At 58.4% G+C, this 23,429-nt stretch carries 26 protein-coding genes and 1 tRNA gene; 2 read left to right on the forward strand and 25 right to left on the reverse strand.

Translation table 11 applies throughout. The features are described 5' to 3' along the window. Window position 1: 1 nt before the first annotated feature. The 19 genes from recO to ACIROW_RS06250 all read right to left on the reverse strand — a co-directional run bounded on the left by recO (window position 2) and on the right by ACIROW_RS06250 (window position 17,376). Window positions 2-883 carry a DNA repair protein RecO gene (gene recO, locus ACIROW_RS06160; protein WP_402273087.1) on the reverse strand — a complete coding sequence of 294 codons (882 nt, stop codon included), beginning with the start codon at window positions 881-883 and terminating at the stop codon, window positions 2-4. 14 nt (window positions 884-897) lie between these two features. Further along, complete coding sequence (era, locus tag ACIROW_RS06165) at window positions 898-1,824, reverse strand: GTPase Era (RefSeq protein ID WP_402273089.1); 927 nt, start codon at window positions 1,822-1,824, stop codon at window positions 898-900. Further along, window positions 1,821-2,870, reverse strand: coding sequence for a ribonuclease III (rnc, locus tag ACIROW_RS06170; RefSeq protein ID WP_402273091.1), 1,050 nt, complete (start codon window positions 2,868-2,870; stop codon window positions 1,821-1,823). Before rnc ends, era begins: the two co-directional genes overlap by 4 nt. A gap of 209 nt (window positions 2,871-3,079) precedes the next feature. Further along, window positions 3,080-3,991 carry a signal peptidase I gene (gene lepB / locus ACIROW_RS06175; protein ID WP_116433532.1) on the reverse strand — a complete coding sequence of 304 codons (912 nt, stop codon included), beginning with the start codon at window positions 3,989-3,991 and terminating at the stop codon, window positions 3,080-3,082. Then, the gene (lepA, locus tag ACIROW_RS06180) at window positions 3,988-5,787 is read right to left on the reverse strand and encodes a translation elongation factor 4 (protein WP_402273093.1); all 1,800 of its coding nucleotides are present in this window, start codon (window positions 5,785-5,787) and stop codon (window positions 3,988-3,990) included. Before lepA ends, lepB begins: the two co-directional genes overlap by 4 nt. 201 nt (window positions 5,788-5,988) lie before the next feature. Continuing rightward, window positions 5,989-6,243, reverse strand: coding sequence for a glutaredoxin family protein (locus ACIROW_RS06185; RefSeq protein ID WP_402273095.1), 255 nt, complete (start codon window positions 6,241-6,243; stop codon window positions 5,989-5,991). A gap of 109 nt (window positions 6,244-6,352) precedes the next feature. Next, window positions 6,353-7,846 carry a DegQ family serine endoprotease gene (locus tag ACIROW_RS06190; protein WP_402273832.1) on the reverse strand — a complete coding sequence of 498 codons (1,494 nt, stop codon included), beginning with the start codon at window positions 7,844-7,846 and terminating at the stop codon, window positions 6,353-6,355. A gap of 17 nt (window positions 7,847-7,863) precedes the next feature. After that, window positions 7,864-8,889: a MucB/RseB C-terminal domain-containing protein gene (locus ACIROW_RS06195; RefSeq protein ID WP_402273835.1), complete on the reverse strand. Its 1,026-nt coding sequence runs from the start codon at window positions 8,887-8,889 to the stop codon at window positions 7,864-7,866. Between the two features lies 1 nt (window position 8,890). Next, on the reverse strand, window positions 8,891-9,574 hold the full coding sequence (locus ACIROW_RS06200) for a sigma-E factor negative regulatory protein (RefSeq protein WP_402273096.1): 684 nt from the start codon (window positions 9,572-9,574) through the stop codon (window positions 8,891-8,893). A gap of 149 nt (window positions 9,575-9,723) precedes the next feature. Beyond that, window positions 9,724-10,380, reverse strand: a complete 657-nt coding sequence (gene rpoE, locus ACIROW_RS06205) for an RNA polymerase sigma factor RpoE (protein WP_402273098.1) — start codon at window positions 10,378-10,380, stop codon at window positions 9,724-9,726. Between the two features lie 61 nt (window positions 10,381-10,441). Further along, on the reverse strand, window positions 10,442-10,924 hold the full coding sequence (locus tag ACIROW_RS06210) for a protein YgfX (protein WP_402273100.1): 483 nt from the start codon (window positions 10,922-10,924) through the stop codon (window positions 10,442-10,444). Window positions 10,925-10,985: 61 nt separating this feature from the next. Further along, window positions 10,986-12,227 (reverse strand): beta-ketoacyl-ACP synthase II, encoded by a 1,242-nt coding sequence (gene fabF, locus ACIROW_RS06215; RefSeq protein WP_402273102.1) that lies wholly within the window; start codon window positions 12,225-12,227, stop codon window positions 10,986-10,988. Between the two features lie 30 nt (window positions 12,228-12,257). Then, complete coding sequence (gene acpP / locus ACIROW_RS06220) at window positions 12,258-12,497, reverse strand: acyl carrier protein (protein ID WP_007881445.1); 240 nt, start codon at window positions 12,495-12,497, stop codon at window positions 12,258-12,260. A gap of 123 nt (window positions 12,498-12,620) precedes the next feature. After that, window positions 12,621-13,385, reverse strand: coding sequence for a 3-oxoacyl-ACP reductase FabG (gene fabG / locus ACIROW_RS06225; protein ID WP_402273104.1), 765 nt, complete (start codon window positions 13,383-13,385; stop codon window positions 12,621-12,623). Beyond that, on the reverse strand, window positions 13,382-14,314 hold the full coding sequence (gene fabD / locus ACIROW_RS06230; RefSeq protein WP_402273106.1) for an ACP S-malonyltransferase: 933 nt from the start codon (window positions 14,312-14,314) through the stop codon (window positions 13,382-13,384). Before fabD ends, fabG begins: the two co-directional genes overlap by 4 nt. A gap of 48 nt (window positions 14,315-14,362) precedes the next feature. Next, window positions 14,363-15,349 (reverse strand): beta-ketoacyl-ACP synthase III, encoded by a 987-nt coding sequence (locus ACIROW_RS06235; protein WP_402273109.1) that lies wholly within the window; start codon window positions 15,347-15,349, stop codon window positions 14,363-14,365. After that, window positions 15,346-16,440, reverse strand: coding sequence for a phosphate acyltransferase PlsX (gene plsX / locus ACIROW_RS06240; RefSeq protein ID WP_402273111.1), 1,095 nt, complete (start codon window positions 16,438-16,440; stop codon window positions 15,346-15,348). The genes ACIROW_RS06235 and plsX overlap by 4 nt, the downstream gene beginning before the upstream one ends. Before the next feature lie 146 nt (window positions 16,441-16,586). Then, window positions 16,587-16,769 carry a 50S ribosomal protein L32 gene (gene rpmF, locus ACIROW_RS06245; protein WP_006463510.1) on the reverse strand — a complete coding sequence of 61 codons (183 nt, stop codon included), beginning with the start codon at window positions 16,767-16,769 and terminating at the stop codon, window positions 16,587-16,589. A gap of 106 nt (window positions 16,770-16,875) precedes the next feature. Further along, entirely contained in the window at window positions 16,876-17,376 is a 501-nt protein-coding gene (locus ACIROW_RS06250; RefSeq protein ID WP_402273113.1) for a YceD family protein, read from the reverse strand. A 104-nt stretch (window positions 17,377-17,480) separates the two neighbouring features. On the opposite strand from ACIROW_RS06250, the gene ACIROW_RS06255 reads away from it, so the two are divergent. Continuing rightward, window positions 17,481-18,116 (forward strand): Maf-like protein, encoded by a 636-nt coding sequence (locus ACIROW_RS06255; protein ID WP_402273115.1) that lies wholly within the window; start codon window positions 17,481-17,483, stop codon window positions 18,114-18,116. Here the strand turns inward: ACIROW_RS06255 and ACIROW_RS06260 are convergent. The 4 genes from ACIROW_RS06260 to ACIROW_RS06275 all read right to left on the reverse strand — a co-directional run bounded on the left by ACIROW_RS06260 (window position 18,109) and on the right by ACIROW_RS06275 (window position 20,645). Then, window positions 18,109-18,762, reverse strand: a complete 654-nt coding sequence (locus ACIROW_RS06260; protein ID WP_402273117.1) for an isochorismatase family protein — start codon at window positions 18,760-18,762, stop codon at window positions 18,109-18,111. The two genes, ACIROW_RS06255 and ACIROW_RS06260, sit on opposite strands and share 8 nt — an antisense overlap. A gap of 52 nt (window positions 18,763-18,814) precedes the next feature. Beyond that, window positions 18,815-19,006, reverse strand: coding sequence for a DUF1289 domain-containing protein (locus ACIROW_RS06265; RefSeq protein WP_402273119.1), 192 nt, complete (start codon window positions 19,004-19,006; stop codon window positions 18,815-18,817). Between the two features lie 236 nt (window positions 19,007-19,242). After that, window positions 19,243-19,374 carry a hypothetical protein gene (locus ACIROW_RS06270; RefSeq protein WP_402273122.1) on the reverse strand — a complete coding sequence of 44 codons (132 nt, stop codon included), beginning with the start codon at window positions 19,372-19,374 and terminating at the stop codon, window positions 19,243-19,245. A gap of 71 nt (window positions 19,375-19,445) precedes the next feature. Further along, a complete protein-coding gene (locus ACIROW_RS06275) occupies window positions 19,446-20,645 on the reverse strand; it encodes an HPP family protein (RefSeq protein WP_402273124.1) in 1,200 nt (399 codons plus the stop codon). 132 nt (window positions 20,646-20,777) lie between these two features. Between ACIROW_RS06275 and ACIROW_RS06280 the strand changes: the two genes are divergently transcribed. Then, on the forward strand, window positions 20,778-21,203 hold the full coding sequence (locus ACIROW_RS06280) for a MarR family winged helix-turn-helix transcriptional regulator (RefSeq protein ID WP_402273126.1): 426 nt from the start codon (window positions 20,778-20,780) through the stop codon (window positions 21,201-21,203). A 15-nt stretch (window positions 21,204-21,218) separates the two neighbouring features. On the opposite strand, the gene ACIROW_RS06285 is transcribed toward ACIROW_RS06280, so the two are convergent. Beyond that, window positions 21,219-22,946 carry a GGDEF domain-containing protein gene (locus tag ACIROW_RS06285; protein ID WP_402273128.1) on the reverse strand — a complete coding sequence of 576 codons (1,728 nt, stop codon included), beginning with the start codon at window positions 22,944-22,946 and terminating at the stop codon, window positions 21,219-21,221. A 226-nt stretch (window positions 22,947-23,172) separates the two neighbouring features. Next, window positions 23,173-23,262 (reverse strand) — tRNA-Ser (locus tag ACIROW_RS06290). Window positions 23,263-23,429 lie beyond the last annotated feature (167 nt).

Raw genomic sequence — 23,429 nt, forward strand, 5'->3', positions numbered from 1 at the left:
CTCAGAGTTGCGACAGATCGATCAGAATCTGACGCGTGTTCAGTTGGGCGCCGCCGAGGTGGTGCGACAGCAGCGAGCGCATCAGCAACTTGCTTTGGCTCTGTGTGGTGGCGTCGCTGTAGTCTTCTTTTTCCATGTCGAGCAAAGTCTTGCCGGACACTTTCGGTCCGGTATCGGACAGCCGTGGAAAACGCACACCGTGCTCCGGATCGACAACGTAGGTGTCATCCGGAGCGACCGGCTTGCCATTGGTGACGCAGACGGTCCAGTCGCCGGCCACGCCGGTTTCCTTGAGCAGTGCGCGCTCGAACTTGCGCAGCACGATCGGCGCCGATTCGCCGTGCGCCAGTTGATTCAGCGTCGAGACGTAATGGTCGAACAGCGCCGGATGCGCATCCTCGCGCGCCAGCAATTTGACCAGCAATTCATTGATATAGAAGCCACACAGCAGGGCCGATTTTTCCAGCGGCAGCAGCCCGCCGACCCATTCGGCCGCCGTCAGCGTGCGCACTTCGGATTTGCCGCTCCAACTCACCGACAGCGGCTGGAAGGTCTGCAGCACGCCGCGCAGCTTGGAGTGCGGACGTTTGGCGCCCTTCGCGACCAAGGCCACACGACCGTGATCGCGCGAGAAGACGTCGACGATCAGGCTGGTTTCCTTGTAGGGATAGCTGTGCAGCACGAAACCGGGCTGGGCCTGGACGCGCGTGTCTTTTTCAGGGACCTTGGGACGGCGTGGAGCACTCGTTGCACGCGTGCTGCGCTTGGGTGCAGCGGAATTTTTGGCGTTGGCCAGCGCAGACTCGGCAGCCGCAGCGCTCAGGGCTTCGGCATCCAGTGTTTGAGTTTGACCAACAGCAGAATCAGCGATGATCGCAGCCATAGAGTATGTGTTTGCTATTCGTAGCCGTAGGCGCGCAATCCGGCTTCGTTATCAGCCCAGCCGGATTTGACCTTGACCCAGATTTCCAGATAGACCGGACCGCCGAACAGGCGCTCCATGTCCAGGCGCGCCTGCGTGGAAATTTCTTTCAGGCGCGCGCCCTTGTTGCCGATCACCATGGACTTGTGGCCGTCGCGTTCGACCAGGATGGCGGCGAATACGCGGCGCAGGTTGCCTTCCTGTTCAAACTTCTCGATCAGGACGGTACTGGTGTATGGCAGTTCTTCACCGACAAAACGGAACACCTTCTCACGCACGATTTCCGACGCCAGGAATTTTTCACTGCGATCGGTGATGTCGTCTTCGTCGAACATCGGCGGATTGACCGGCAGCAGCTTGCGAATTTCATCCTGCAGGGCATCCAGCTGGAAACGCTGCTTGGCCGACACCGGCACCACAGAGGCGAAATTGTGCTGCGATGCGACTTCCTGCGCAAACGGCATCAGCACCGATTTATCCTTGCTGCGGTCGGACTTGTTCATCACCAGGATGCACGGCACGTTGGCCGGCAACAGCGCCATGACCTGCTTGTCAGCCGGTCCGAACGTGCCCGCTTCGATCACGTACAAAATCACATCGGCGGCAGTCAGTGTGGAGGTGACGGTGCGGTTCAGGGTCTTGTTCAGGGCGTTGCTGTGACGCGTCTGAAAACCCGGCGTATCGACGTAGACAAACTGTGTGTTGTTTATCGTCTGGATGCCGGTGATGCGGTGACGCGTGGTCTGAGCCTTGCGCGACGTAATACTGACTTTGGCGCCGATCAGTGCATTCATCAAGGTCGATTTGCCGACGTTCGGACGGCCGACAATGGCAATGTAACCGCATCGATAATCGGTCGAGGCGTCAGGCGAAGCGTCGGAAGGGGCGTTAAATTCTGTCATGCAGTTTTGCTTTGTGTTACTGAAGGCGCCGGAGCTGCGGGCACCTCGGTGCGGGAATCGTTCAGATCGGCGGTGGCCGTCTGGGCCTTGCTGTCGCTTTTTCCGTCGGTCGTTTTGGGTTCGGCTTTGTGGTCTGCTTTGGGATCGGCGGCTTTTGCCTCTGCCTTGCTTTCCGCTTTCAGATCAGCCTTGGCGTCGCTTTTGGCGGCCTTGACGACCACCGGTTTCTCCAACTTTTCCGGCTTGGCGGCAGGCGCCTCGGCAGCCAGCGGCAATTCTTCGTTGGGTGCATCCGGCTGAATCGTGGCTATCCCGGCCAGCTTGAGTTGCGTGGTGCGCGCACGCGGTTTGCGCGTTGCGGCGGGAGTCTTGACCAGGGCGGCCTGTACTGCTTCCAACGCCAATTTGGCGGCCGCCTGCTCGCCCGCGCGACGACTGCCGCCGGTGCCGAAGACCTGGATTTCCAGCTTGGGCACCAGACATTCGATTTCGAACTCCTGGTTGTGCGCCGCGCCGTGCGTGGCCACCACATTGTATTGCGGCAGCGGGATTTTCTTGCCCTGCAGATATTCCTGCAGCAGCGTTTTGGCATCTTTGCCGAGCGTCTTCGGATCGACGGTGTCGAGAATCGGGATGTACAGCGAGCGAATCACATCGCGTGCGGCATCGAAACCGGCGTCGAGGAAAATCGCGCCGAACAGCGCTTCCAGCGTGTCGGCCAGGATCGACGGACGGCGGAAACCACCCGACTTCAGCTCACCTTCGCCGAGCCTGAGGAACTGCGACAGGTCGAGGCGCTGGGCGATTTCGTACAGCGATTGCTGCTTGACGAGGTTGGCGCGCAGACGCGACAAGTCTCCCTCGTCGATTTTGTTGTAACGGTCGAAAAGGAGTGAGGCGACGACGCAGTTGAGGATAGAGTCGCCGAGGAATTCGAGGCGTTCGTTATGCAAGCTGCTATGGCTACGATGCGTCAAGGCCTGCTGCAGTAATGTAGCGTCCTTGAAGTTGTGCCCTAGCCGATTTTGCAATACTAATGGATCCATTTATTCATCCGTCGCTTAGAGATGCGAACCTGGCTGCGCTGTCCTGCCGCCTTTCGCATACCTCCCAGGCCATCCGGCCCGTTACCTGCAACCTGCCGTCGTCACTACGAAATACGCCGGCAGGCTGGCTGTTGGATTTTCCTGGAACAGAGAAAAACACCGGGAAAATACCGTGTTCCGCCTCCGAAGAATTAATGCCTGACAGCAACTTAATGAAAACTGCCGATACGCTTCAAATTACCCAGATTCATCCAGACAAAAAATGCTTTTCCGACAATGTTCTGATCCGGCACAAAGCCCCAATAGCGGCTGTCCAGGCTGTTGTCGCGGTTATCGCCCATCATGAAGTACTGGCCGGCGGGCACGGTGCAGGCAAAGCCTTCCGTGTTGTAGCTGCACAGCTCATGCTGAGGAAAAGCGTCCGGATTCGGTACGAAATTGGGGGCGCGCTCATCCGTCAGTATCTTGTGGCCGACGCCGGTCAGGTCTTCCTGCCACTGCTTATAGTACGTCAGATTCTCATCATCCAGATAATCTGGCAATGGCTTGTAAGAAACTTCTTTACCATTTACGGTTAGGTGCTTGTTTTTATAGACAATTTTATCACCAGGCACGCCTACAACGCGCTTGATGTAGTCAACCGTCGTATCCTTCGGATATTTGAACACCATCACGTCGCCGCGCTGCGGATCGTTGATGCTGATGATCTTTTTATTCACGATCGGCAGGCGGATGCCGTAGGTATATTTGTTCACCAGGATCAGATCGCCGACGAGCAAGGTCGGCACCATCGAGCTTGATGGAATCTTGAATGGCTCATACAGGAACGAGCGCAAGAAAAACACCAGCGCGATGACCGGGAAGAAGCTGCCCGAATATTCGATCCAGGTCGGCTGACGCAACAGGTCGGCCTCGATCTTGGCGCGACTGGAGGTATCGCTCTTGACGCCGTCGCTGGCGTTCTTGGCGATGCGCGCATCGAACTCGGCCAATGCGGCGTCGGCCTTCGCACGTCGCTGCTTGGACCAGAAATAGGTATCCAGGAACCAGATGACGCCTGTCAGCACCATCAACACAAACAGAATCAATGCGAAATTGCCTAAGAGAGCCTGCAGGTTCATTTGTCGTCCACTTGTAAGATTGCCAGGAATGCTTCCTGTGGAATTTCCACCGAGCCGACCTGTTTCATGCGCTTCTTGCCGGCCTTCTGCTTCTCGAGCAGCTTGCGCTTGCGGCTGATGTCGCCGCCGTAGCATTTGGCCAGCACGTTCTTGCGCAACGCCTTGACGTTTTCACGCGAGATGATGGTCGCGCCGATGGCCGCCTGGATCGCCACGTCGAACATCTGGCGCGGGATCAGTTCACGCATCTTGGCCGCCACGGCACGGCCGCGGAACTGGCTGTTGGCACGGTGCACGATGATGGCCAGGGCATCGACCTTTTCGCTGTTGATCAGCATATCGACTTTGACCACGTCGGCCGAACGGTATTCCTTGAACTCGTAGTCCATCGACGCGTAACCGCGCGAGGTCGACTTCAGGCGATCGAAGAAGTCGAGCACGATTTCGGCCATCGGCATTTCGTAGGTCAGTTGCACCTGCTTGCCGTGATAGCTCATGTTGGTCTGCACGCCGCGCTTTTGCGTACACAGCGTGATGACCGAGCCGACGTATTCCTGCGGCATGTACAGATTGACCGTGACGATAGGTTCGCGCACTTCTTCGATCCGGGACGGTTCCGGCATCTTCGACGGATTGTCGACCATCAGGATGGTGCCTTCGCCATCGCGCAGCACGACTTCGTACACCACCGTCGGTGCGGTCGTGATGAGGTCCATGTCGAACTCGCGCTCGAGACGTTCCTGCACGATTTCCATGTGCAGCAAACCGAGGAAGCCGCAGCGGAAGCCGAAGCCCAGCGCTTGCGAAACTTCCGGTTCGTATTGCAGGGCGGCGTCGTTGAGCTTCAGTTTTTCGAGCGAGTCGCGCAGTGCGTCGTATTGATTCGCCTCGACCGGGAACAGGCCGGCAAACACTTGCGGCTGCACTTCCTTGAAGCCCGGCAGCGGCTCGGCGGCCTTGTTCGCAGCCAAGGTGACGGTGTCGCCGACCTTGGCCGCCTTCAATTCCTTGATGCCGGCGATAATGAAGCCGACCTGCCCTGCCGACAGCGTTTCGCGCGATTGCGACTTGGGCGTGAAGACGCCGATGCTTTCAGTCAGGTGAGTCGACTCGGTCGCCATCAGGAAGATTTTTTCCTTCGGACGCAAGGTGCCGTTGACAATGCGCACCAGCATGACCACGCCGACGTAATTGTCGAACCAGGAATCGATGATCAGCGCCTGCAGCGGTGCATCCGGATCACCCTTCGGCGCCGGCACTTTGGCGATCATCGCTTCGATGACGTCTTCCACGCCCAGGCCGGTTTTGGCCGAACACGGCGTGGCGTCGGAGGCATCGATGCCGATGACTTCTTCGATCTCGCTCTTGGCGTTGTCGGGGTCGGCCGATGGCAAGTCGATCTTGTTCAGTACGGGGACCACTTCCACGCCCAGCTCCAGCGCCGTGTAGCAATTGGCCACGGTCTGCGCTTCCACACCTTGCGATGCGTCGACGACCAGCAGCGCACCTTCGCATGCCGACAGCGAGCGGCTGACTTCATAGCTGAAGTCGACGTGGCCCGGCGTATCGATCAGGTTGAGGTTGTAGATCTGGCCGTCCCGCGCCTTGTAATGCAACGCTGCGGTTTGCGCCTTGATCGTGATGCCGCGCTCGCGCTCGATGTCCATCGAGTCGAGCACCTGAGCTTCCATCTCGCGGTTGGAAAGGCCGCCGCACAACTGGATGATGCGATCGGCGAGCGTGGATTTGCCATGGTCAATATGGGCAATGATCGAAAAATTACGGATATTGTTCATTAAATTGCAGAAAACGATGAAAAAAGGCGCTCCAGAATGGGAGCGTCTCCCAATTGAGCGCCTTTACAACAGCTTTTGTTCAACCCGTCATTCTACCGGATTTCAGAGGGTAAAACCCGAATAAGCCATTGACGGCTTGCGGTCCGGAGCGATTCTGTGGCCTTGCGATTGCCAAGCCGGTGAAATATCGAATCAATTACTTTAAAGCAAGAATTTTTCAACGCCCGCGACATCCAGAAAATAATGGCACAGCTGCACTGGAGGCTGTCCTTGCCGTTGTCCCACGAGCACCGGTACAAGCTCGTCGTAGCGCTGCACCAGCGCTTCGTCGGCGTCAACGTCGATGATCTCCACGGTGAATTCATGCACCGGGCGGAATTTTTCCAGCGCGAGCAGCATGTCCTCGCACAAATGGCAGTAGGAACGGGAATACAGGATGAAATGGGCAGAGGACATCGGACGTTCCGGTTCAGTCGCGAAGATCACAAAACAAAGGCTGCAACCCGTGGGTATGCAGCCTTCATGCTGAAAGAATGACGCGGGCGCGGGCTTGCGCCCGGCATTCTCAGTTGCCGCTGGCGCTTGGACGCAGAGGCACGAACTGTGACGAGTCGCCGCGACGCACCAGCACTGCCGCGCGCTTCTTCGGATCCAGCTTGGCCACCAGGCCGTTGAATTGCTTGGCGTCCTTGATATCGACGTCGTTCAGGCGCTGGACCACGTCACCGGCTCGCAACCCGGCTGCTGCCGCCACGCCGACTGCAGATTCCACCAGCACGCCGCTGTCGACCTTGAGTTCTTTTTTCTGCGCATCAGTCAGATCGCTGACCACCAGGCCCAGGGAATTCGGCGTGACTTCCTGCTTCGGCTTCTTCTCTTCCGCCTTGGCCGGCTTGTCGGCTTCGATCTCCACCACGGTCACGGCGATATCACGGGCACTGCCCTTGCGCCAGATGTTGACCGTCGCACGCGAACCCGGCTTGGTGCCGCCGACCATGCGGGGCAGATCGCTCGGCCTCTCAATGGCGGTGCCATTGAATTTCAGGATGATGTCGCCGGCTTCCAGGCCGCCCTTTTCTGCCGGGCCACCTGGCTCAATACGCTGCACCAGGGCACCTTGCGCCTTGGCCAGACCCAGCGATTCGGCCACATCCTTGGTCACTTCACCGATTTGGACACCGATACGACCGCGCGTCACGCGACCGGAAGCCTTCAGCTGATCGGACACGCGCAGCGCTTCATCGATGGGCACTGCAAAAGAGATGCCCATGAAGCCGCCGGAACGACTGTAAATCTGTGAATTGATGCCGATCACTTCGCCCTTCAGGTTGATCAGCGGGCCACCCGAATTACCGGGATTGACCGCGACGTCAGTCTGAATCAGCGGCAGGTAATCGCCGGTGTCGCGCGCCTTGGCGGAAATGATGCCGGCGGTCACGGTGTTTTCCAGGCCGAACGGCGAGCCGATCGCCAGCACCCATTCACCGGCGCGGATCTTGTCCGAGTCGCCGATCACCAGGCGCGGCAGGCTGTTGCCGTCAATCTTGAGCAACGCCACATCGGTGCGTGTGTCGGAACCGATGATCTTGGCCTTGAACTCGCGCTTGTCGGTCAGGGTTACGTAGACGTCGCTGGCGCCTTCAACCACGTGGGCGTTGGTCATGATGTAACCGTCTGCCGAAATGATGAAACCGGAACCGACGCCGCGCGGCACTTCTTCCTGCTGAGCGCTGCCGCCCTTGCGGTTAGGATTGGGACGCGGTGTGTTTGGCGTATTGGGTTGCTGCTGGCGCGGCATCGGCACGCCGAAGAAGCGACGGAAAAATTCCTGCATCTCTTCGTCGTCGGCACCGGCTTGCGGCTGGCCGGTCTTGACGCGTTCGGTAGTCCGGATGTTGACCACGCCCGGACCGGTGCGATCGACGATATCCGCGAAGTCAGGCAGGCCGGCGACGGCAGGCGCTGCGACTGCGGCACTCAAACCAGTCAGCGCCGGCGCCAAGGCGAGAGCGGAAGCGCTTAGCAGCGACGACAACAAGATTTTCTTGGCGGGAATCATCATTGGTATTTTTCGTATTATTTGGATTTGAATTCTATGGAATTCGACACTTGCCGAATCGCCGGACCCGGCACTTCACCGACCACGGTGAGCCAGTAATCGCCTTGACGGCGGCCCACGATATTCATTGCGCCCTGCTGCATGGAGCCTTCGGTACGGCTCTGCGAACCCGGCTCGATAAATACGGAAATCGCCGCCAACCCGTCTGAAAACACGATCTGCGACACTTCGCGCTGTGTCGTCACGCCATGCTGCGTTGCGGACGCGCCGGTATTTTGCGTATCGGAAATGAGGCGTTTGACTTCCTGGATCTTCTTGAACCCCGGCGGCGGCGTGACCGACCAGCCCGACAGGTTGACCTGGCTCATGACCGAATTTTCGATGTGCCAGCCATTGGTGTTGGTGATGCTCGGCTTGACGCGGTTGTGGTCGATATTGCCGATTTCGATCTGGGTAAAGGAAATCTGCTCCACCACATCGTTCTTGGCGTCAAAAGTCTGCGCACGCAACAGCAAGCCGGTCGCCTTGTCGGCCCATAGCTTGTAGCCGTAACGCAATTTATCCTTGGGCTCCAGGATCACTGCCTGGCAATCGTGACCGGCGACGCGGCCGGTCTCACCCATTTTGACGCTGTAGTAATCCACCAGGTCGGTGGGATTGGCTGCAAGGATGGCGGGGAAGACGTCGCGCGTGACCCGCTTTTCGATCAGGACGGTTTTCGCCTCGGGAACGTAACAGGCCACATCGTCATTGTTGCGGATATATTCACGCGGCTTGCCATCGAGGACTTCCAATTTCTCGATTTCGTTTTTGCCGGACAAAATGTGGGTGATGCGCGAAGTGCGCATCTGATTGGACTGCTGGTAGACGAACGTACCTGAATAGTTGAGCCGCTGCGCTGCGGATTGTATTTTTTTTAGTAAGACCTGCGCATCCTGATTGTTGTTTACTTTTGTCGGCAATGCATTCTCCGCCTGGGCGGAGAATGCTACAAATGCCGAAATAAAAAGAACGACCCGGAGCAAACCTTGTGTCTGCCGCATATTATTTATCTGAGTCAATTGCGAAAGCCGCCGAACGGGCGTATTGGGCCGAACTGTACATCGAAGGCGAGAAGCGCTGATGCGCCAGCAGATAGTCGTCGATACGCGCATCGCGTGCGACTTCACCCTGTTGCGCCAGACTGTTAATCGACGCCACACCTTGCGGTACGGACGACGTTGCAGCCACAGTCGTGATCGCCGACGGCACAGTGGCCGTCGCTGCCGTCGACACAACCGGCGCCGGAGCGCTGGCCAATGTCGTCGACTGCTGCTGTCCCGTCACCAGGACAACCGCGACAATCGCTGCCGCTGCAGCAGCGCCCGGCATCACGAAACGGCGCACGAAACGCTTGCGCGCCGGCACCAGCGACACGACATTCGAAGCCGTCGCGTCATTCACCGCCACCGGAACGATGATCTGTTCGGCAGTGGTGGTCATCAACTGTGGGGCGATGATCGTCGGTTCGGCGTCAAGGCGCGCACTCATTTTGGCGGCAAAGCCGTCGCTGAGCGAAAACGCCATTTCCTCCGAACGCATGACATCGCCGATCTGATGGTACAGATCCCACGTCACCTGCTCTTCCGGCTGGCGTAAAACGGCGAGAGCCATGCTGACATGTGCGTCAACCAGCTCGCCGTCGGCCAATGCCGAAATTTTTTCTCTGCTAATTTCTTTGGTATCCATAAGTAGTCACCCGGCCACAAAATTTCAGTTCCATCACCCGCTCTTATTTTTATGTCTTTTACTGACGTCTACGACGTCATATAACGCATAACTCCCGTGCTTCAAGTACAGCTTACAAATACAGCTTACAAATGCAGCTTAAAAACAGCCTACCAGCGCTTGTCCAGCGCCGTTCCAAGCAGCGGCCGCAGCTTTTCCGCGATCGCCTCGCGCGCCCGGAAAATCCGGCTGCGCACCGTACCGATGGGGCAACCCATGGCGTCGGCGATCTCGTCGTAGCTCAAACCCTCTATTTCGCGCAGGGTAATCGCGGTCCGCAATTCTTCGGGCAAGGCTTCCATCGCAACGTTGACCGTTTGGGCAATCTGCTTGGTCGCCAGCATCGACTCGGGAGTATTGATGTCTCTTAGGTGCTCTCCGTCGTCAAAAGTTTCAGCCTCTTCTGCATCTGCTTCAGTTGACGTCGGCGCCCTTCTGCCCATGGTCACAAGGTAGTTCTTGGCCGTGTTGATACCGATCCGGTACAACCAGGTATAGAACGCCGAATCGCCACGGAATTGCGGCAGCGCGCGGTAAGCCTTGATGAAAGCTTCCTGCACGACATCTTCCGCTTCCGCCTGATCGCGCACCAGGCGCGATACGAGCCGCATCAGTTTCCGTTGATATTTGGCAACTAATAGCTCGAACGCCTTCTTATCGCCACGCTGTACACGCTCGACAAGCAGTTGATCAATTTCGCGTTCCGTCGTCAAATCCAGTTTCCTTGTTTTTTTATCATTTCTGCGCAAACCGAACCATTGATCCATTTCGAAGCAATAAATTCAGTAAGCGTACTATCTTTTCGATTTTTTTGTAGAGGGCATGCCATCAGGCGTCGTTATTATGACTTGCAACCCATCGACAAGCCACTTGCAGCGCCCGAAAAGTTTCTTGGGGAACAGAGTCGGGCAATACCGGAATAGTCCGGACCCGGCCATTTTCCAGCCTTAACCGCAACAACAGCAGGTTCGGCCAGACGGTTGATCCGGCCAGCAACTGCGCCAGTCCCCCGCTCATGACTTGCGAACCTGGTTTGACGCGCACCACCGCGTGATGCTCGACCAGCCGGATCTGCCCGGTGCCGGAAATATGCAACCAAACCGTCTTGCGGTTCTTCAGCACCAGCCAGAACACAAGGATTGCCGCGACGATACATGCCCCGGCAAGCGACATCCTGAACACGAAAGACAATTGCCCGACCAGGGCGAAAGCAAAAATAACGCCGATGAGGGCAACAGCGACAGCCGCAGCCGCCATCATGATCAAAAGCAGACGGGAAGGTTTGATATCCGCAGAGACTGCTATCGACATAGGAATGGAGGGGGAGTGGAAAAGCAAAACCCGGCTTTCTTTCGAAAGCCGGGCCAGGTTCTTATACCTTGCCGAACACCAAAGTGCCGTTGGTGCCGCCGAATCCGAACGAATTCTTGACGGCGATATCGATCTTCATGTCGCGCGCCTGGTTGGCGCAGTAGTCAAGATCGCACTCCGGATCCTGATTGAAGATGTTGATCGTCGGAGGAGAGATCTGATTGTGCAATGCCAGCACGGTGAACACCGATTCCAGCCCGCCCGCACCGCCCAAAAGATGGCCGGTCATGGACTTGGTGGAATTGACGACCATCTTGTAAGCATGCTCGCCGAAGGCAGCCTTGATTGCATCGGTTTCATTCTTGTCGCCCAGAGGCGTGGATGTACCGTGTGCGTTCAGATACTGGACTTCGTCAGCATTTACGCCGGCATCGCGCAAGGCCGACACCACGCAACGGCGCGGGCCGTCCAGGCTCGGAGCAGTCATGTGGTAAGCGTCGCCGCTCATGCCAAAACCCAGCACTTCTGCATAGATCTTGGCGCCGCGCGCCTTGGCGTGCTCGTACTCTTCCAGCACCATGACGCCTGCGCCTTCACCCAGCACGAAACCGTCGCGATCCTTGTCCCATGGACGGGACGCAGTCGCCGGATCGTCGTTGCGGGTAGACAGCGCGCGCGCCGAAGCGAAGCCGCCGATACCCAGCGGCGAAACGCTGGACTCGGCGCCGCCGGCAATCATCACGTCGGCATCGCCGTACTGAATCATGCGGCTGGCGGAGCCGATGCAATGCAAACCTGTCGTGCAAGCTGTCACGATGGCCAGATTAGGGCCCTTCAGACCGTACTTGATGGACAAGTTGCCGGAAATCATATTGATGATCGAAGCCGGGATGAAGAACGGGCTGATGCGGCGCGGGCCGCGATTGGTCAGCTCTTCATGGGTCTGCTCGATCAGCGGCAAGCCACCGATACCGGAACCGATGATGACGCCGATACGCTCGGCGTTTTCATCGGTGACTACCAGGCCGCTGTCCTGAAAGGCCTGCATGCCCGCCGCCATGCCGAAATGGATAAACGTATCCATGTGGCGCGCTTCTTTGGCGGGGATGTAATCTTCGATGTTGAAGCCCTTCACTTCTCCCGCAAAATGCGTAGAAAAAGGAGTGGCGTCAAACTTGGTGATGGTGGCAATGCCCGACTTACCTTCCTTGACTGCGCCCCACGCGTCGGCAATCGAATTGCCAACGGGTGAAATGCAACCGAGACCGGTAATGACTACACGACGTTCACGTGAGCGGCTCAAGCAATTCTCCTAGAGTCGTTCAAAACCAGCTTAGGCCTTGACGTGTGCCTTGGCGTAATCGATCGCCTGTTGCACGGTTGTAATCTTTTCAGCTTGTTCGTCAGGGATTTCCATTTCGAACTCATCTTCCAGCGCCATGACCAGTTCGACTGTGTCGAGCGAGTCAGCGCCCAGATCGTCCACGAACGACGATTCTGTCTTGATGTCTGCTTCTGCGACGCCCAGTTGTTCAGCGACGATCTTTTTAACGCGTTGTTCGATATCGGACATAAATGCCTCCAGTGGATAGGTTACAAAAGTGCGCGCATTTTATCAGGTTTGCACGCTAAAAATTTACTTTTAAGTATTCTCGACAAGAATAAGTAAGTTGCTGCGATCTGCGTCCAAAGACGCTTAATTCATGTACATGCCGCCATTGACATGCAAGGTCGTGCCGGTAATGTAGGCCGCTTGCGGCGATGCCAGGAATGCCACCGCCGCTGCGATGTCCTCCGGGGCACCCAGGCGACCCAGTGGAATCTGCTGCAGCAAGGCGGCGGTCTGCTGCTCGCCCAGCACCTTGGTCATGTCGGTATCGATGAAACCCGGCGCGATGCAGTTGACGGTAATGTTGCGGCTGCCGATTTCACGCGCCAGCGCACGGCTCATGCCTGCCACCCCGGCCTTCGCCGCAGCGTAGTTCATTTGTCCCGAGTTGCCCGCCGAACCGACCACCGACGTGATGTTGATGATACGGCCGTTGCGCGCCTTCATCATGCCGCGCAAGACTGCACGCGACAGACGTCCGACCGCGGTCAGGTTGGTCGCAATGACATTATCCCACTCTTCGTCTTTCATGCGCATGGCCAGTTGGTCTTGCGTGATGCCGGCATTGTTGACCAGGATCGAGAGACCGCCGAATTCTTTTTGCACGTCGTCAATGACGGCGATGCAGGCAGCGGCGTCATTGACGTTGAGGACCACGCCCTTGCCGCAACCAGGCTGCGCCTGCTCGAGGTATTCGCTGATGGCCGCAGCGCCGGCGGCCGAGGTTGCCGTGCCGACGACTTTCGCGCCCTGGCGCACCAGCTCCAGCGCAATGGCGCGTCCGATGCCGCGGGAAGCGCCGGTCACCAGCGCGATTTGATTTTGCAAATTTTGGGAATTTTGTTCACTCACTTGAGCAGCTCCAGTACTTTGTCCAGGGACACCTGATCAACGATTGCCTCGCCGACCAGATCTCCGTTGATACGCTTGGTCAAACCGGCCAATACCTTGCCGGGACCGCATTCGACCACGTGGGTGATGCCTTCCGTCGACATCTTTTGCACGGTCTCGACCCAACGCACGGCGCTGGCCGCCTGACGCACCAGCGCATCCTTGATGCCGGCAGGATCGTTGACGATGGCGACGTCGACATTGTTGATCAGCGGAATCTGCGGCGCCGAGAACGGCACACCGGCGAGGTATTCCTGCAGACGATCCGAGGCCGGCTTGAGCAGCGACGAATGGAACGGCGCCGAAACCGGCAACACCAGCGCGCGCTTGGCGCCCTTGGTCTTGGCGATTTCGCAGGCGCGCTCAACTGCGGCCTTGCTGCCGGCGATCACTACTTGCGCCGGTGAATTGTAATTGACGGCTTCGACCACGTCGCCCTGCGCAGCTTCGGCGCAGGCGGCGCGCACGTCATCGTCCGACAGGCCGAGGATCGCCGCCATGCCGCCCTGCCCGACCGGCACGGCTTCCTGCATGGCTTGCGCACGGAAACGCACCAGCGGCACGGCGTCCTTGAACGCGATCACACCGGCCGCCACGAGAGCGGAATATTCGCCCAGGCTGTGGCCGGCGACCAGCGCCGGGGCCTTGCCGCCGGCAGCGAGCCAGGCGCGGTAGAACGCCACCGCCGCAGTCAGCATGACTGGCTGGGTATTGGTGGTCAGGTCGAGATCCTCTTTCGGACCTTCGGCGATCAGCTTGCCGAGATCGAATTGCAGCGCGTCGGAAGCTTCCGCAACGGTCGCTTTGACCACTTCATTGTCGGCAAATCCATTCAGCATTCCGATGGCCTGGGAACCTTGGCCCGGAAAAACAAAAGCAAATGTTGTCATGCTCTATTTTGTCGTTGAAAAATCAGTTCAAAGCCGGCTGCAGCCGGCTTACATGCGCGCCAGCACGGCGCCCCAGGTGAAACCGCCGCCGACGCCTTCCATCATGACGTTCTGGCCCGGCTTGACGCGACCGTCGCGCACCGCCTGGTCCAACGCAAGCGGAATCGAGGCGGCCGATGTGTTGCCGTGCTCGTCGACGGTCACCACCATTTTTTCCAGCGGCAGGCCGAGTTTCTTGGCCGTGCCCTGCATGATGCGAATATTGGCCTGATGCGGAATCAGCCAGTCGATTTCTTTCGCATCCACCTTGGCGATCTCCAGCACTTCACGCGCCACCTTGTCCAACACCGACACCGCCAGCTTGAACACTGCAGGGCCGTCCATGTACAGATAGGCATTGCCGGCGACTGCGCCGTCATTGACGTTGCCCGGCACGCACAGGATGTGGCCGTGGCTGCCATCGGCATGCAATTTCGCCGCGAGAATACCGGGCTCTTTTGACGCCGTCATGACGATCGCGCCGGCGCCGTCGCCGAACAGCACGCAGGTGGTGCGGTCTTCAAAATTCAGGATGCGCGAAAACACTTCCGCGCCGATCACCAGCACGTTCTTGTGCATGCCGGTCTTGATGAAGCTGTCCGCCACCGACATCGCGTACACGAAGCCGCTGCATACCGCCTGCACGTCCATCGCAGCGCCGCCGTTATTGATGCCCAGCTTGCGCTGCACGACACAAGCCGTGCTTGGAAAACCGCCTAGATGGTCCGGCGTCGATGTCGCCAGGATAATCAGGTCGATGTCATTGGCTTGCAAACCGGCTGCTTCCAGCGCACGCTGCGAGGCCGCCACGGCGAGGTCGCTCGAGAGCACGTCGGCTTCGGCGTAGTGGCGCGCGGAAATGCCGCTACGCGAAAAAATCCATTCGTCGGAAGTCTCGATGCCCTTCTTTGCAAGCTCCTGCGCCAACTCGTCGTTGGTCACGCGCTTGGGTGGCAGGTAACTGCCGGTGCCGACAATTTTGCTATAAAGAGTCATACCGTTTTCTGTTCTGTTAGATCGGTTGATGGTGTGATTGCATTAACGCGCTCGACTGCACCTTCCGCCTGTGGAATCAGCTCGGCGATAGTGGTCGTGATGCGCGACAGCACGTCATATTTGGCTGCATCGTAGGCACGTTGAATTGCCCATTCAAAAGCATACGCATCGGCGCCGCCATGGCTCTTGAACACCAGGCCGCGCAAGCCGAGCAGGCTGGCGCCATTGTAGCGGGATGGATTGAGACGACGCGACAGCGCCTTGATGGCGCCGTAAGCAATCAGGGCGCCGAGCTTATTGAAGAAGCCTTTTTTGAATTCCGTAGTGAGCACGATCTTGACGAAACGCCCCAGGCCTTCGGAGGCCTTCAGCGTGACGTTGCCGACAAAGCCGTCGCACACCACGATGTCGGTGGTGCCTTCGAAGATATCATTGCCTTCGACGTTGCCGTAGAAATTGATCAGACCTTTTTCGTGATCCGCATGGAGCAACTCGGCAGTCTGCTTGACCACTTCATTGCCCTTGATTTCTTCTTCGCCGACGTTGAGCAGACCGACCGTAGGGCGCGGCTTGCCTTCCATGGCCGACACCAGCGCAGAACCCATCAGCGCGAACTGATGCAAATGCTGCGGCTCGCAATCGACGTTGGCGCCGAGGTCGAGCATGTAGGTCGGACCGTCCTTCTGATTGGGGAGAATCGTGCAGATCGCCGGACGATCAACGCCCGGGATAGTTTTCAGCACGTAACGCGAGACCGCCATCAGCGCACCGGTATTGCCGGCGGAAACAGCCGCGCTGGCCTGCCCTTCCTTGACCAGGTTGACCGCGACGCGCATGGACGAATCCTTCTTGCGGCGCAGGGCAACCTCGATCGAGTCGTCCATGGTGACGACTTCGGCGGCGTGCTGAACGTGTATGCGTGAAATATCGCCTTGCTTGTGCTTGCGCAAAGCGGCGCGCAGCGCTTCTTCCTGGCCGACCAATATCAACTCGGCGTCAGGCTCGCGCTGCAAAAACGAAATGGCGGCTGGGATAGTGACTGAAGGGCCGTGATCGCCGCCCATGCAGTCAATGGAAATTTTGATGGTCATTGTTTTGATTCAGAGCCTTGCCAACCCGCATTATGGGGCAGATTTGGCGCGATTCAAAATGACGCGCTAAGCTGAAGCAGCATATAAAAAGCGGCGCCAATTGAAAAATTCATTGCGCCGCATTTTGCCTTAACAGCAATTTCCGATTACTCGTCGTTCTTGGTCTTCAGGACCTTGCGACCACGGTAGAAACCATTCGGGCTGATGTGGTGACGCAGATGCGTTTCACCAGTTGTCGGCTCGACTGCCAGCGGTGGCGCTGTCAGGAAATCGTGTGCACGATGCATACCGCGCTTCGATGGGGTCTTTTTGTTTTGCTGAACAGCCATGATAACTCCTGAATCTTAAGTTCTAAAATTTTAACATATCCGGCCAGCAAACTCACTGCCCAACCGAGAATCCTTACATCCGGCAGAAACATCCCGCCACCTTCTTTTACTGCTTCAAATTCTTCAATACCGAAAACGGCGATACCTTCTCGGTCGCTGCCGCCCCCGACTCCGCCATCGCTTGCGCAGGACAGACATCGTGCTTGGGCGCTACCGGCAAGGCAAGCAAAGCCTCATCCTCAACCAGATAACTGACGTTGAACTCGGCCTCGCCGACAATCACGTCAATTGATTCGTCGTCGAGCACTTCTTCGATGGCGTCGGCTGATTCTTCATCCTTGGCCAATACCAGCACCGACTCGGACGACAGTTCGAAAGACATCGCAGTCAGGCATCGCTGGCACACCAGGTTGACCTGGCCGGAGACGGAAAGCTTCAATTGCGGGTGACCGAGCTTGTCGGCACCGCCGCTCAGCGCCCATTCAATGACGCCGGCACGATCGACCGTTTCGCTCGCCAGGCGCGCCATATCGGCCACCGCGAGTTCGCCTTCGGCCTGCTCTTTGAGCCGACTAAATTGAAATGCGTCGATCACAAAAGCACTCATGGCGAAAGCTGAATCCGGAAAACCTGCGATAATAACAGCGTTTTCCCTTATTCGTCAAAGTGTTAGCGTATTTTTCGCCAACGCCGCCACCTTGCTGTCGCATAATGCCCAAAACCCTCCCCCTGCCCCGCCTCATCCTGGCCTCCAGCTCGATCTACCGGCGCGAGCTGTTGTCTCGTTTGCAATTGCCTTTTGAGGTCATTGCGCCCGACATCGACGAAACCCCCGCAGCAGGCGAAAGCCCGGAAAGCACCGCCCTGCGCCTGGCCCGTCAGAAAGGCGACGCGATCGCGCAACACCATCCTGACGCGCTGATCATCAGCTCGGACCAGGTCGCTACGCTGGACGGCGAACAGATCGGCAAACCCGGCAACCATGCCAATGCCTTGCAGCAACTCCTCAAGATGCGCGGCCGCCGCGTGATTTTCCATACGGCGCTGTGCCTGTCGGATCACCGTCGCCCCGAAGCCCCAGTCATTCAGATCGAGAATATCCAGACCTTCGTCACTTTCCGCGATCTGCCGGATGCCGAGCTGGACGCCTACCTGCGCATCGAACAGCCTTACGATTGCGCCGGCAGCGCCAAGAACGAGGGACTTGGGATCGCCATCCTGGAAAGGATCGACAGCACCGATCCTACCGCCCTGACCGGATTGCCGATGATCGCGCTGACCGGCATGCTGCGCAAGGCAGGCATGCCGTTTTTTGGCGCTACCGCCGCCGACTCCGGCGTTATTTGAACGTAATCAGGTCGCCGCGGCTCAGCGTGACCTTCTTGTCGGCCAACGGCGTGTTGGCCGCATTGATGAAGCCCGGCTGGTTCAGCAACTGGTAGCGCGCCAGCACGGTATTGATCGGGGCCGGGCTCGAGATGCCGTCTTCCGCCACCACCACCGTGAAACCGCGCGTGTTGGCATGGAACGAGGTGTACATCACGGCGCCGTTGGCGGCACTACCGACGATCACCAGCGTCTCCGCTTTCTTTTGCTTCAACAATTCTTCCAGATTGGTGCCCGTGAATTTATTGGCGCGCGTCGACACCACCGGCTCACCGGCCTGTGGCGCCACTTGAGCGAGGGTCAGCGGGGGTCCGGAAGGGCTGACGGTCGTCGAGTACAGCACCGGCACATTCGCCGCACGCGCCTTGGCGATCAACGCAGCAACAGCCGGCACAGTGTTCATGCAGGCCGGGTTCGGCTGGCAGACGGCCGTGTTGATGTCGAGCACCAGCAAGGCGGTGCTCGCAGCCGGCAAGCTCACTTGTGCCGGCACTGGAATTTCCGGAATGCTATTGGCGGTGGTCGCGGCCGGCATCGAGCCGCAGGCGGTCAAGGCGGCCAGCAGCAAGGCGGAAACAGCGGTACAGGCGATTCGTTTCTGGATCATGGTCTCTACTCCGTTGGTTGTGATGCATGGCGCATGCAGATGCAGAGTTCGCCTAGGACTTGCGACGCGGATATCCCTCGGCGGTAATGCGTATCCAGACCGCGTTCTTCTCCTGCTCGGTCATGAACACCCAGTGCGCGACTTCCGACACGGTGCGACCGCAACCGCGGCAAACATCGTCAAAAGTGGTGGAACAAACGGCAACACAAGGGGTATCGGGGCGTTCAGGGGGAGTCTGGGACATGGATATCTTTACAAGGACTGCATGGGGCTTGCCGACATCTTACCAAGAAGCGCGAAACCATTCCCGGCACAAAATCTCAGGACAAAAAAAAGCCCGCGAACCGGAGGTTGCGGGCTGAATCCAATCTTCTTAAGGAGGAGAATTGGAGGAGACAGGTGTAACTATAGCGATCCGGCCTCCCCTCGTCTGCTTTATTGTTCCAATAGCAGATATTCACAAAACCAATAACTCATCCTTCAGGTCTGCACCGACACCGCGGGCGCCACGGGCGCCATTGACACCGTGGGCTTGGGCGGCTTGTCCTTGCGCTCACACGCCGTACTCAGCACGGCAAAGGCAACGACGGCAATCAGAACGGCATGGCGCATGGCGATCTCCTGTTTCGGTCTTGCGTGGACTCCCGATATTTAGACGCCGTCCGCCCGAATGGTTCGTCGGCCTACGAAGCCACTGCACGCAAGCCACCGCGCGCACGCGACAAATTGTTCACGTACAACGCCGCCACCATGTCCGATTGCGTCACCATGCCCACCAATCGGCGCTCGTCGTCAATCACCGGAATCTGATGCACGCCCTCGTCCGCCATCAGCGGCACCAGTTGCACAATCGGAAGGTGCATCGAGGCCGTCTTCACCTGCTTGCCCATGATCTGCCCTACCACTTCCGGCTTGATGGAGTGCGTATGCGGCGTGCGGCGCAGCAAGAAACGCAACTTGTCGCCGAGCTTTTCATACTCATCGGTGCCGGCATGCAGCAGGAAATCCGTCTTGGTCACGATGCCGATCACGCGGCGCGCACGATCCACCACCGGCAACGCCTGCAGACGATGCGCCCGCATCTGCCGCCAGGCCTCGGCCAGCTCGGTGGAGAACTCCACCGCCACCACATCGCCGGACATGATGTCGGCGCACACGGTCTCACCAAAACGGCGCCGGTAGGCCTCCATCTCGGTTTGCTGGAGGATTTCCTCAAGGTCGTCGCGGCTGATGTCGAGCACCTGGTTGTAACGGCGCAGCACAGCATCCAGATCGTCATGCGTAAAACCCAGCCGCGCACTCGGCGCGACGTCGTGGGTCTGGTGCACATTGTTGCGATGCTCGCTCTGCTGCGCGTGCGGATAACGGCGGCGCGTGGCATTGTTGAAAAACAGCGCCATCGCCAGCAGTAAAAAAGAATTGAGCAGCACCGGCGACAATACGAAACCGTAGCCCATCGCATGCACCGCCGGCCCGCCCAGCACTGCTGTCAGCGCCACCGCACCGCTGGGTGGATGGATGCAGCGCAGTGCGAACATGCAGGCGATCGCCAGCGCAATCGCCAGCGCCGCCGCCAGCGCCGGCTCGCCGATCAGCTTGCCGCAAGTGACTCCCACCAGCGCCGCCACGAGATTGCCGCCGATGATCGACCACGGCTGCGCCAGCGGGCTGGACGGCACCGCAAACAGCAACACGGCCGAGGCTCCCATCGGCGCGATCAGCCAGATGGTCGCGGCGTTGTGCGGCAGGATCAGGTAGCTCAGCAAACCCGTCAGCAGGATCCCGAACAGTGCCCCGACGCTGGCGCGCATGCGCTCGAAGCGATCCACTGCCGTTTTTTGCGGAATGAAACTTCTCAGCCATTGCAGGATAGAATCGCGCATGCCCCAACCCATTTCGGAATAACGTCAAACCGCAATTACATCACAAGATGATATATCTTGCTGTTTGCCGGTTTACCTTTCTCCGTTTACCGGCTTATTTATCCGCTTATTTGCAGCATCCGACCTTCGCCAATGAAAACACCCTCACGCCTGCAAAAAGACGACTTCGAAGCACTTTCGGAATTTCGCTATCAGTTACGCCGCTTTATCCGCTTCAGCGAAGACGCCGCGCAAAGCGAAGGGCTGACGCCGCTGCAATACCTGCTGATGCTGCATATCAAGGGATTTCCGGGACGCGACTGGGCCAGCATCAGCGAACTCGCCGAACGCCTGCAGTCGCAGCACCATGGGGTGGTGGCGCTGGTGACGCGCTGTGAAAAAGCGGGATTGGTGACGCGCACCCAGGACGACAAAGACAAGCGCCTGGTCCAGGTGCGCCTGACGGAGACCGGCGAACAATACCTGCATCGCCTGGCGCAACTGCATCGCAACGAATTGCATTCGCTGTCGAGCGTGTTTCAGGTCTCGCACATCTCGGCGTTCAACGACCGCGACTGAAGACCCGGCAAAGAATCAGCCGGCCCGCTCGACGCAGTTGCGGCCTTTGTGCTTGGCGGCGTAGAGCGCCTCGTCGGCCTGCCGGATCAACTGATCGAGGCTTTCTCCTGCGCTCAGTGCGCTGACGCCGAAGCTGGCGGTAATGCCGAGCTCGCGACCATCGTCGAGCGTAAATGCCTGGCCCGCCAGCATCACGCGCAATTTTTCAGCCACTGCCACGCCCTGCTCCAGATCCGCCTCAGGTAACAAGATAATGAATTCCTCTCCGCCATAGCGGGCAAACACATCCATCTTGCGCAATAGTTGCGAGATCTTTTGCACGGCATTGCGCAGGATGTTGTCGCCGGCGAGGTGGCCGTAATTATCGTTGAAGCGCTTGAAGTGATCGATGTCGAGCAGGATCAGCGCCAGATTGCGCCCGTAGCGCTGTGCAATCGCCAGCTGCTGCTCGCTGTGCGCGAAGAAGGCGCGGCGATTCAGCACGCCGGTCAGAAAATCGGTATTGGACGACAGTTGCAACTGCTCGATCAGTGTTTCGCGCTCACCGGCCAGGCTGATACGCTCCAGGCTGCGCGCCTTGAGCACGTGCAGCGCACGCAGCATGTCGCCAATCTCGTCCTGATGGTGCGCCTGCGGGATCGGCGCATCGTGGTTTCCCTCAGCCAGGCCGACCACCAGTTGCGTCGCCTTCAGCACCGGCTGCAGCACGCGCTGGCGCACGAGGTAGAGCAACACGAAAAAGAACAGGAAAGCAAACAGCGTCATCGTGATCGCACCTACCAGCAGATTGAACGCCTGGCGATGACGGATTTCGGCCTCGCGGATCAGATCCGCCAGAATCACGTCGCGCAGCCGCAGGATCGATCCCATCGGCGGCACGTAACGCGCCGCCAATTCGGCCGTGTTGACCTCGTACGAACCGGACAACAGGCCGGTCTGCAGCAAACCGTCGAGGAACGGAAAACCCTGCCCGAAATATTGCGTGTCGAGGTCCGACAGCGCCGCACGGAACGCCGCGTTGTCCTTGTAGGCACGCATCTGGATATCGAGCAAGGTGCGCAACTGCTCGATGCGGCCGTAGAGCTTGCCGATTTCGATCACTTCGCTTTTGGTCAGCGGACGCTGCATGATGACCGGCGCGGTAAATTTGGAACCGACCTGGCCGGCGTATTCGCGCAGGCTGGCAGCCACGCGCATGCCGGTCAGGCCGTCCAGCACCTCGGGATCGGCCTGGATGGCGATGCTCGACAAATCCGCCACCGAAGACACCATCATGGGAATCAGAGCAACCATGCCGTCGACCGCTTCGCTGATATCGCGCGACGAACGCTGCCACTTGACCAGCCCGACCTGCTGGTCGACCCGGTCGCGCGCCGGGCCGAGCGCCTGGCGTACCGTTTCTATCTTGCGGATTGCCGGTGCATAGCGGACATCAGCCTCCTGGCGCAAGCTCTCGAGCACGCGAAACAGCGCTTCATCGCTATCGCGCCGCGCTGCATCCAACCGCTTGCGCAATGCGGGCAAGGCATTGCTGTCGCCGCCCATGAGAGCATTCGACGGCCCGCGCTCGATCGAGACTTTTTCCATCGCCAGCAAGGTCAGTTGCACCACGCGCACGGCCTCGACGCTGCGCGCGCCGCGGCGGTAGGCATCCCACTCGATCAGCACGATGCGCGCGGCCAGCACGGAAAACAGCAGCATCAGCGCGACGGAGACAAGCCAGAACAGGCGGTTCAGCGACATCGATACACCCCGGATGCCCGTCGCAATTCAGCCGGGCACATTAATTATTATCAAAAATACAATGAAACCGGCCATTATAGTTCAGCGGACCAGAATTGCTTGATTTTTAGGCAGGCGCTCCCAACGCAAAGCGGAGAGGAAAGCTGGATGCAAACAGGAAACAATAATGCAAGCGGATAGCAAAACGCCCGCATGACGCGGGCGTTTTTACTTTGATGCTTGATTCTGGCGGAGAGGGTGGGATTCGAACCCACGGTACGGGAAACCGTACGCCTGATTTCGAGTCAGGTACATTCGACCACTCTGCCACCTCTCCGGTTAACTTAGTCGAATTGCTTACCCTAGGGCAGCAAAGCGAAAGATTATAGCAGAACCAATTTGAAGATGGAAAGATCCTTGCGGATAAATCTTCAAATATTTTCCCGGCCCGGCTGTCGAAAATAATTTACACATCATCATCTTGTCATAAATCTTCTCTACGAT

The sequence above is a fragment of the Herbaspirillum sp. NPDC101397 genome (assembly GCF_044767325.1).
In the GTDB taxonomy this organism is placed as follows: Bacteria; Pseudomonadota; Gammaproteobacteria; order Burkholderiales; family Burkholderiaceae_D; genus Herbaspirillum.

Coding starts and splice junctions, on each gene's coding strand:
- ACIROW_RS06210 (WP_402273100.1), bottom strand. CDS start 10,924: ATGTCGATAGCAGTCTCTGCGGATATCAAACCTTCCCGTCTGCTTTTG.
- ACIROW_RS06270 (WP_402273122.1), bottom strand. CDS start 19,374: ATGCGCCATGCCGTTCTGATTGCCGTCGTTGCCTTTGCCGTGCTGAGT.
- lepA (WP_402273093.1), bottom strand. CDS start 5,787: ATGAACAATATCCGTAATTTTTCGATCATTGCCCATATTGACCATGGC.
- fabD (WP_402273106.1), bottom strand. CDS start 14,314: ATGACAACATTTGCTTTTGTTTTTCCGGGCCAAGGTTCCCAGGCCATC.
- recO (WP_402273087.1), bottom strand. CDS start 883: ATGGCTGCGATCATCGCTGATTCTGCTGTTGGTCAAACTCAAACACTG.
- ACIROW_RS06185 (WP_402273095.1), bottom strand. CDS start 6,243: ATGTCCTCTGCCCATTTCATCCTGTATTCCCGTTCCTACTGCCATTTG.
- ACIROW_RS06275 (WP_402273124.1), bottom strand. CDS start 20,645: ATGCGCGATTCTATCCTGCAATGGCTGAGAAGTTTCATTCCGCAAAAA.
- rpmF (WP_006463510.1), bottom strand. CDS start 16,769: ATGGCTGTTCAGCAAAACAAAAAGACCCCATCGAAGCGCGGTATGCAT.
- era (WP_402273089.1), bottom strand. CDS start 1,824: ATGACAGAATTTAACGCCCCTTCCGACGCTTCGCCTGACGCCTCGACC.
- ACIROW_RS06250 (WP_402273113.1), bottom strand. CDS start 17,376: ATGAGTGCTTTTGTGATCGACGCATTTCAATTTAGTCGGCTCAAAGAG.
- ACIROW_RS06260 (WP_402273117.1), bottom strand. CDS start 18,762: ATGATCCAGAAACGAATCGCCTGTACCGCTGTTTCCGCCTTGCTGCTG.
- ACIROW_RS06285 (WP_402273128.1), bottom strand. CDS start 22,946: ATGTCGCTGAACCGCCTGTTCTGGCTTGTCTCCGTCGCGCTGATGCTG.
- ACIROW_RS06195 (WP_402273835.1), bottom strand. CDS start 8,889: ATGCGGCAGACACAAGGTTTGCTCCGGGTCGTTCTTTTTATTTCGGCA.
- lepB (WP_116433532.1), bottom strand. CDS start 3,991: ATGAACCTGCAGGCTCTCTTAGGCAATTTCGCATTGATTCTGTTTGTG.
- rnc (WP_402273091.1), bottom strand. CDS start 2,870: ATGGATCCATTAGTATTGCAAAATCGGCTAGGGCACAACTTCAAGGAC.
- ACIROW_RS06265 (WP_402273119.1), bottom strand. CDS start 19,006: ATGTCCCAGACTCCCCCTGAACGCCCCGATACCCCTTGTGTTGCCGTT.
- acpP (WP_007881445.1), bottom strand. CDS start 12,497: ATGTCCGATATCGAACAACGCGTTAAAAAGATCGTCGCTGAACAACTG.
- ACIROW_RS06190 (WP_402273832.1), bottom strand. CDS start 7,846: ATGATTCCCGCCAAGAAAATCTTGTTGTCGTCGCTGCTAAGCGCTTCC.
- rpoE (WP_402273098.1), bottom strand. CDS start 10,380: ATGGATCAATGGTTCGGTTTGCGCAGAAATGATAAAAAAACAAGGAAA.
- ACIROW_RS06280 (WP_402273126.1), top strand. CDS start 20,778: ATGAAAACACCCTCACGCCTGCAAAAAGACGACTTCGAAGCACTTTCG.
- ACIROW_RS06235 (WP_402273109.1), bottom strand. CDS start 15,349: ATGACTCTTTATAGCAAAATTGTCGGCACCGGCAGTTACCTGCCACCC.
- ACIROW_RS06255 (WP_402273115.1), top strand. CDS start 17,481: ATGCCCAAAACCCTCCCCCTGCCCCGCCTCATCCTGGCCTCCAGCTCG.
- ACIROW_RS06200 (WP_402273096.1), bottom strand. CDS start 9,574: ATGGATACCAAAGAAATTAGCAGAGAAAAAATTTCGGCATTGGCCGAC.
- plsX (WP_402273111.1), bottom strand. CDS start 16,440: ATGACCATCAAAATTTCCATTGACTGCATGGGCGGCGATCACGGCCCT.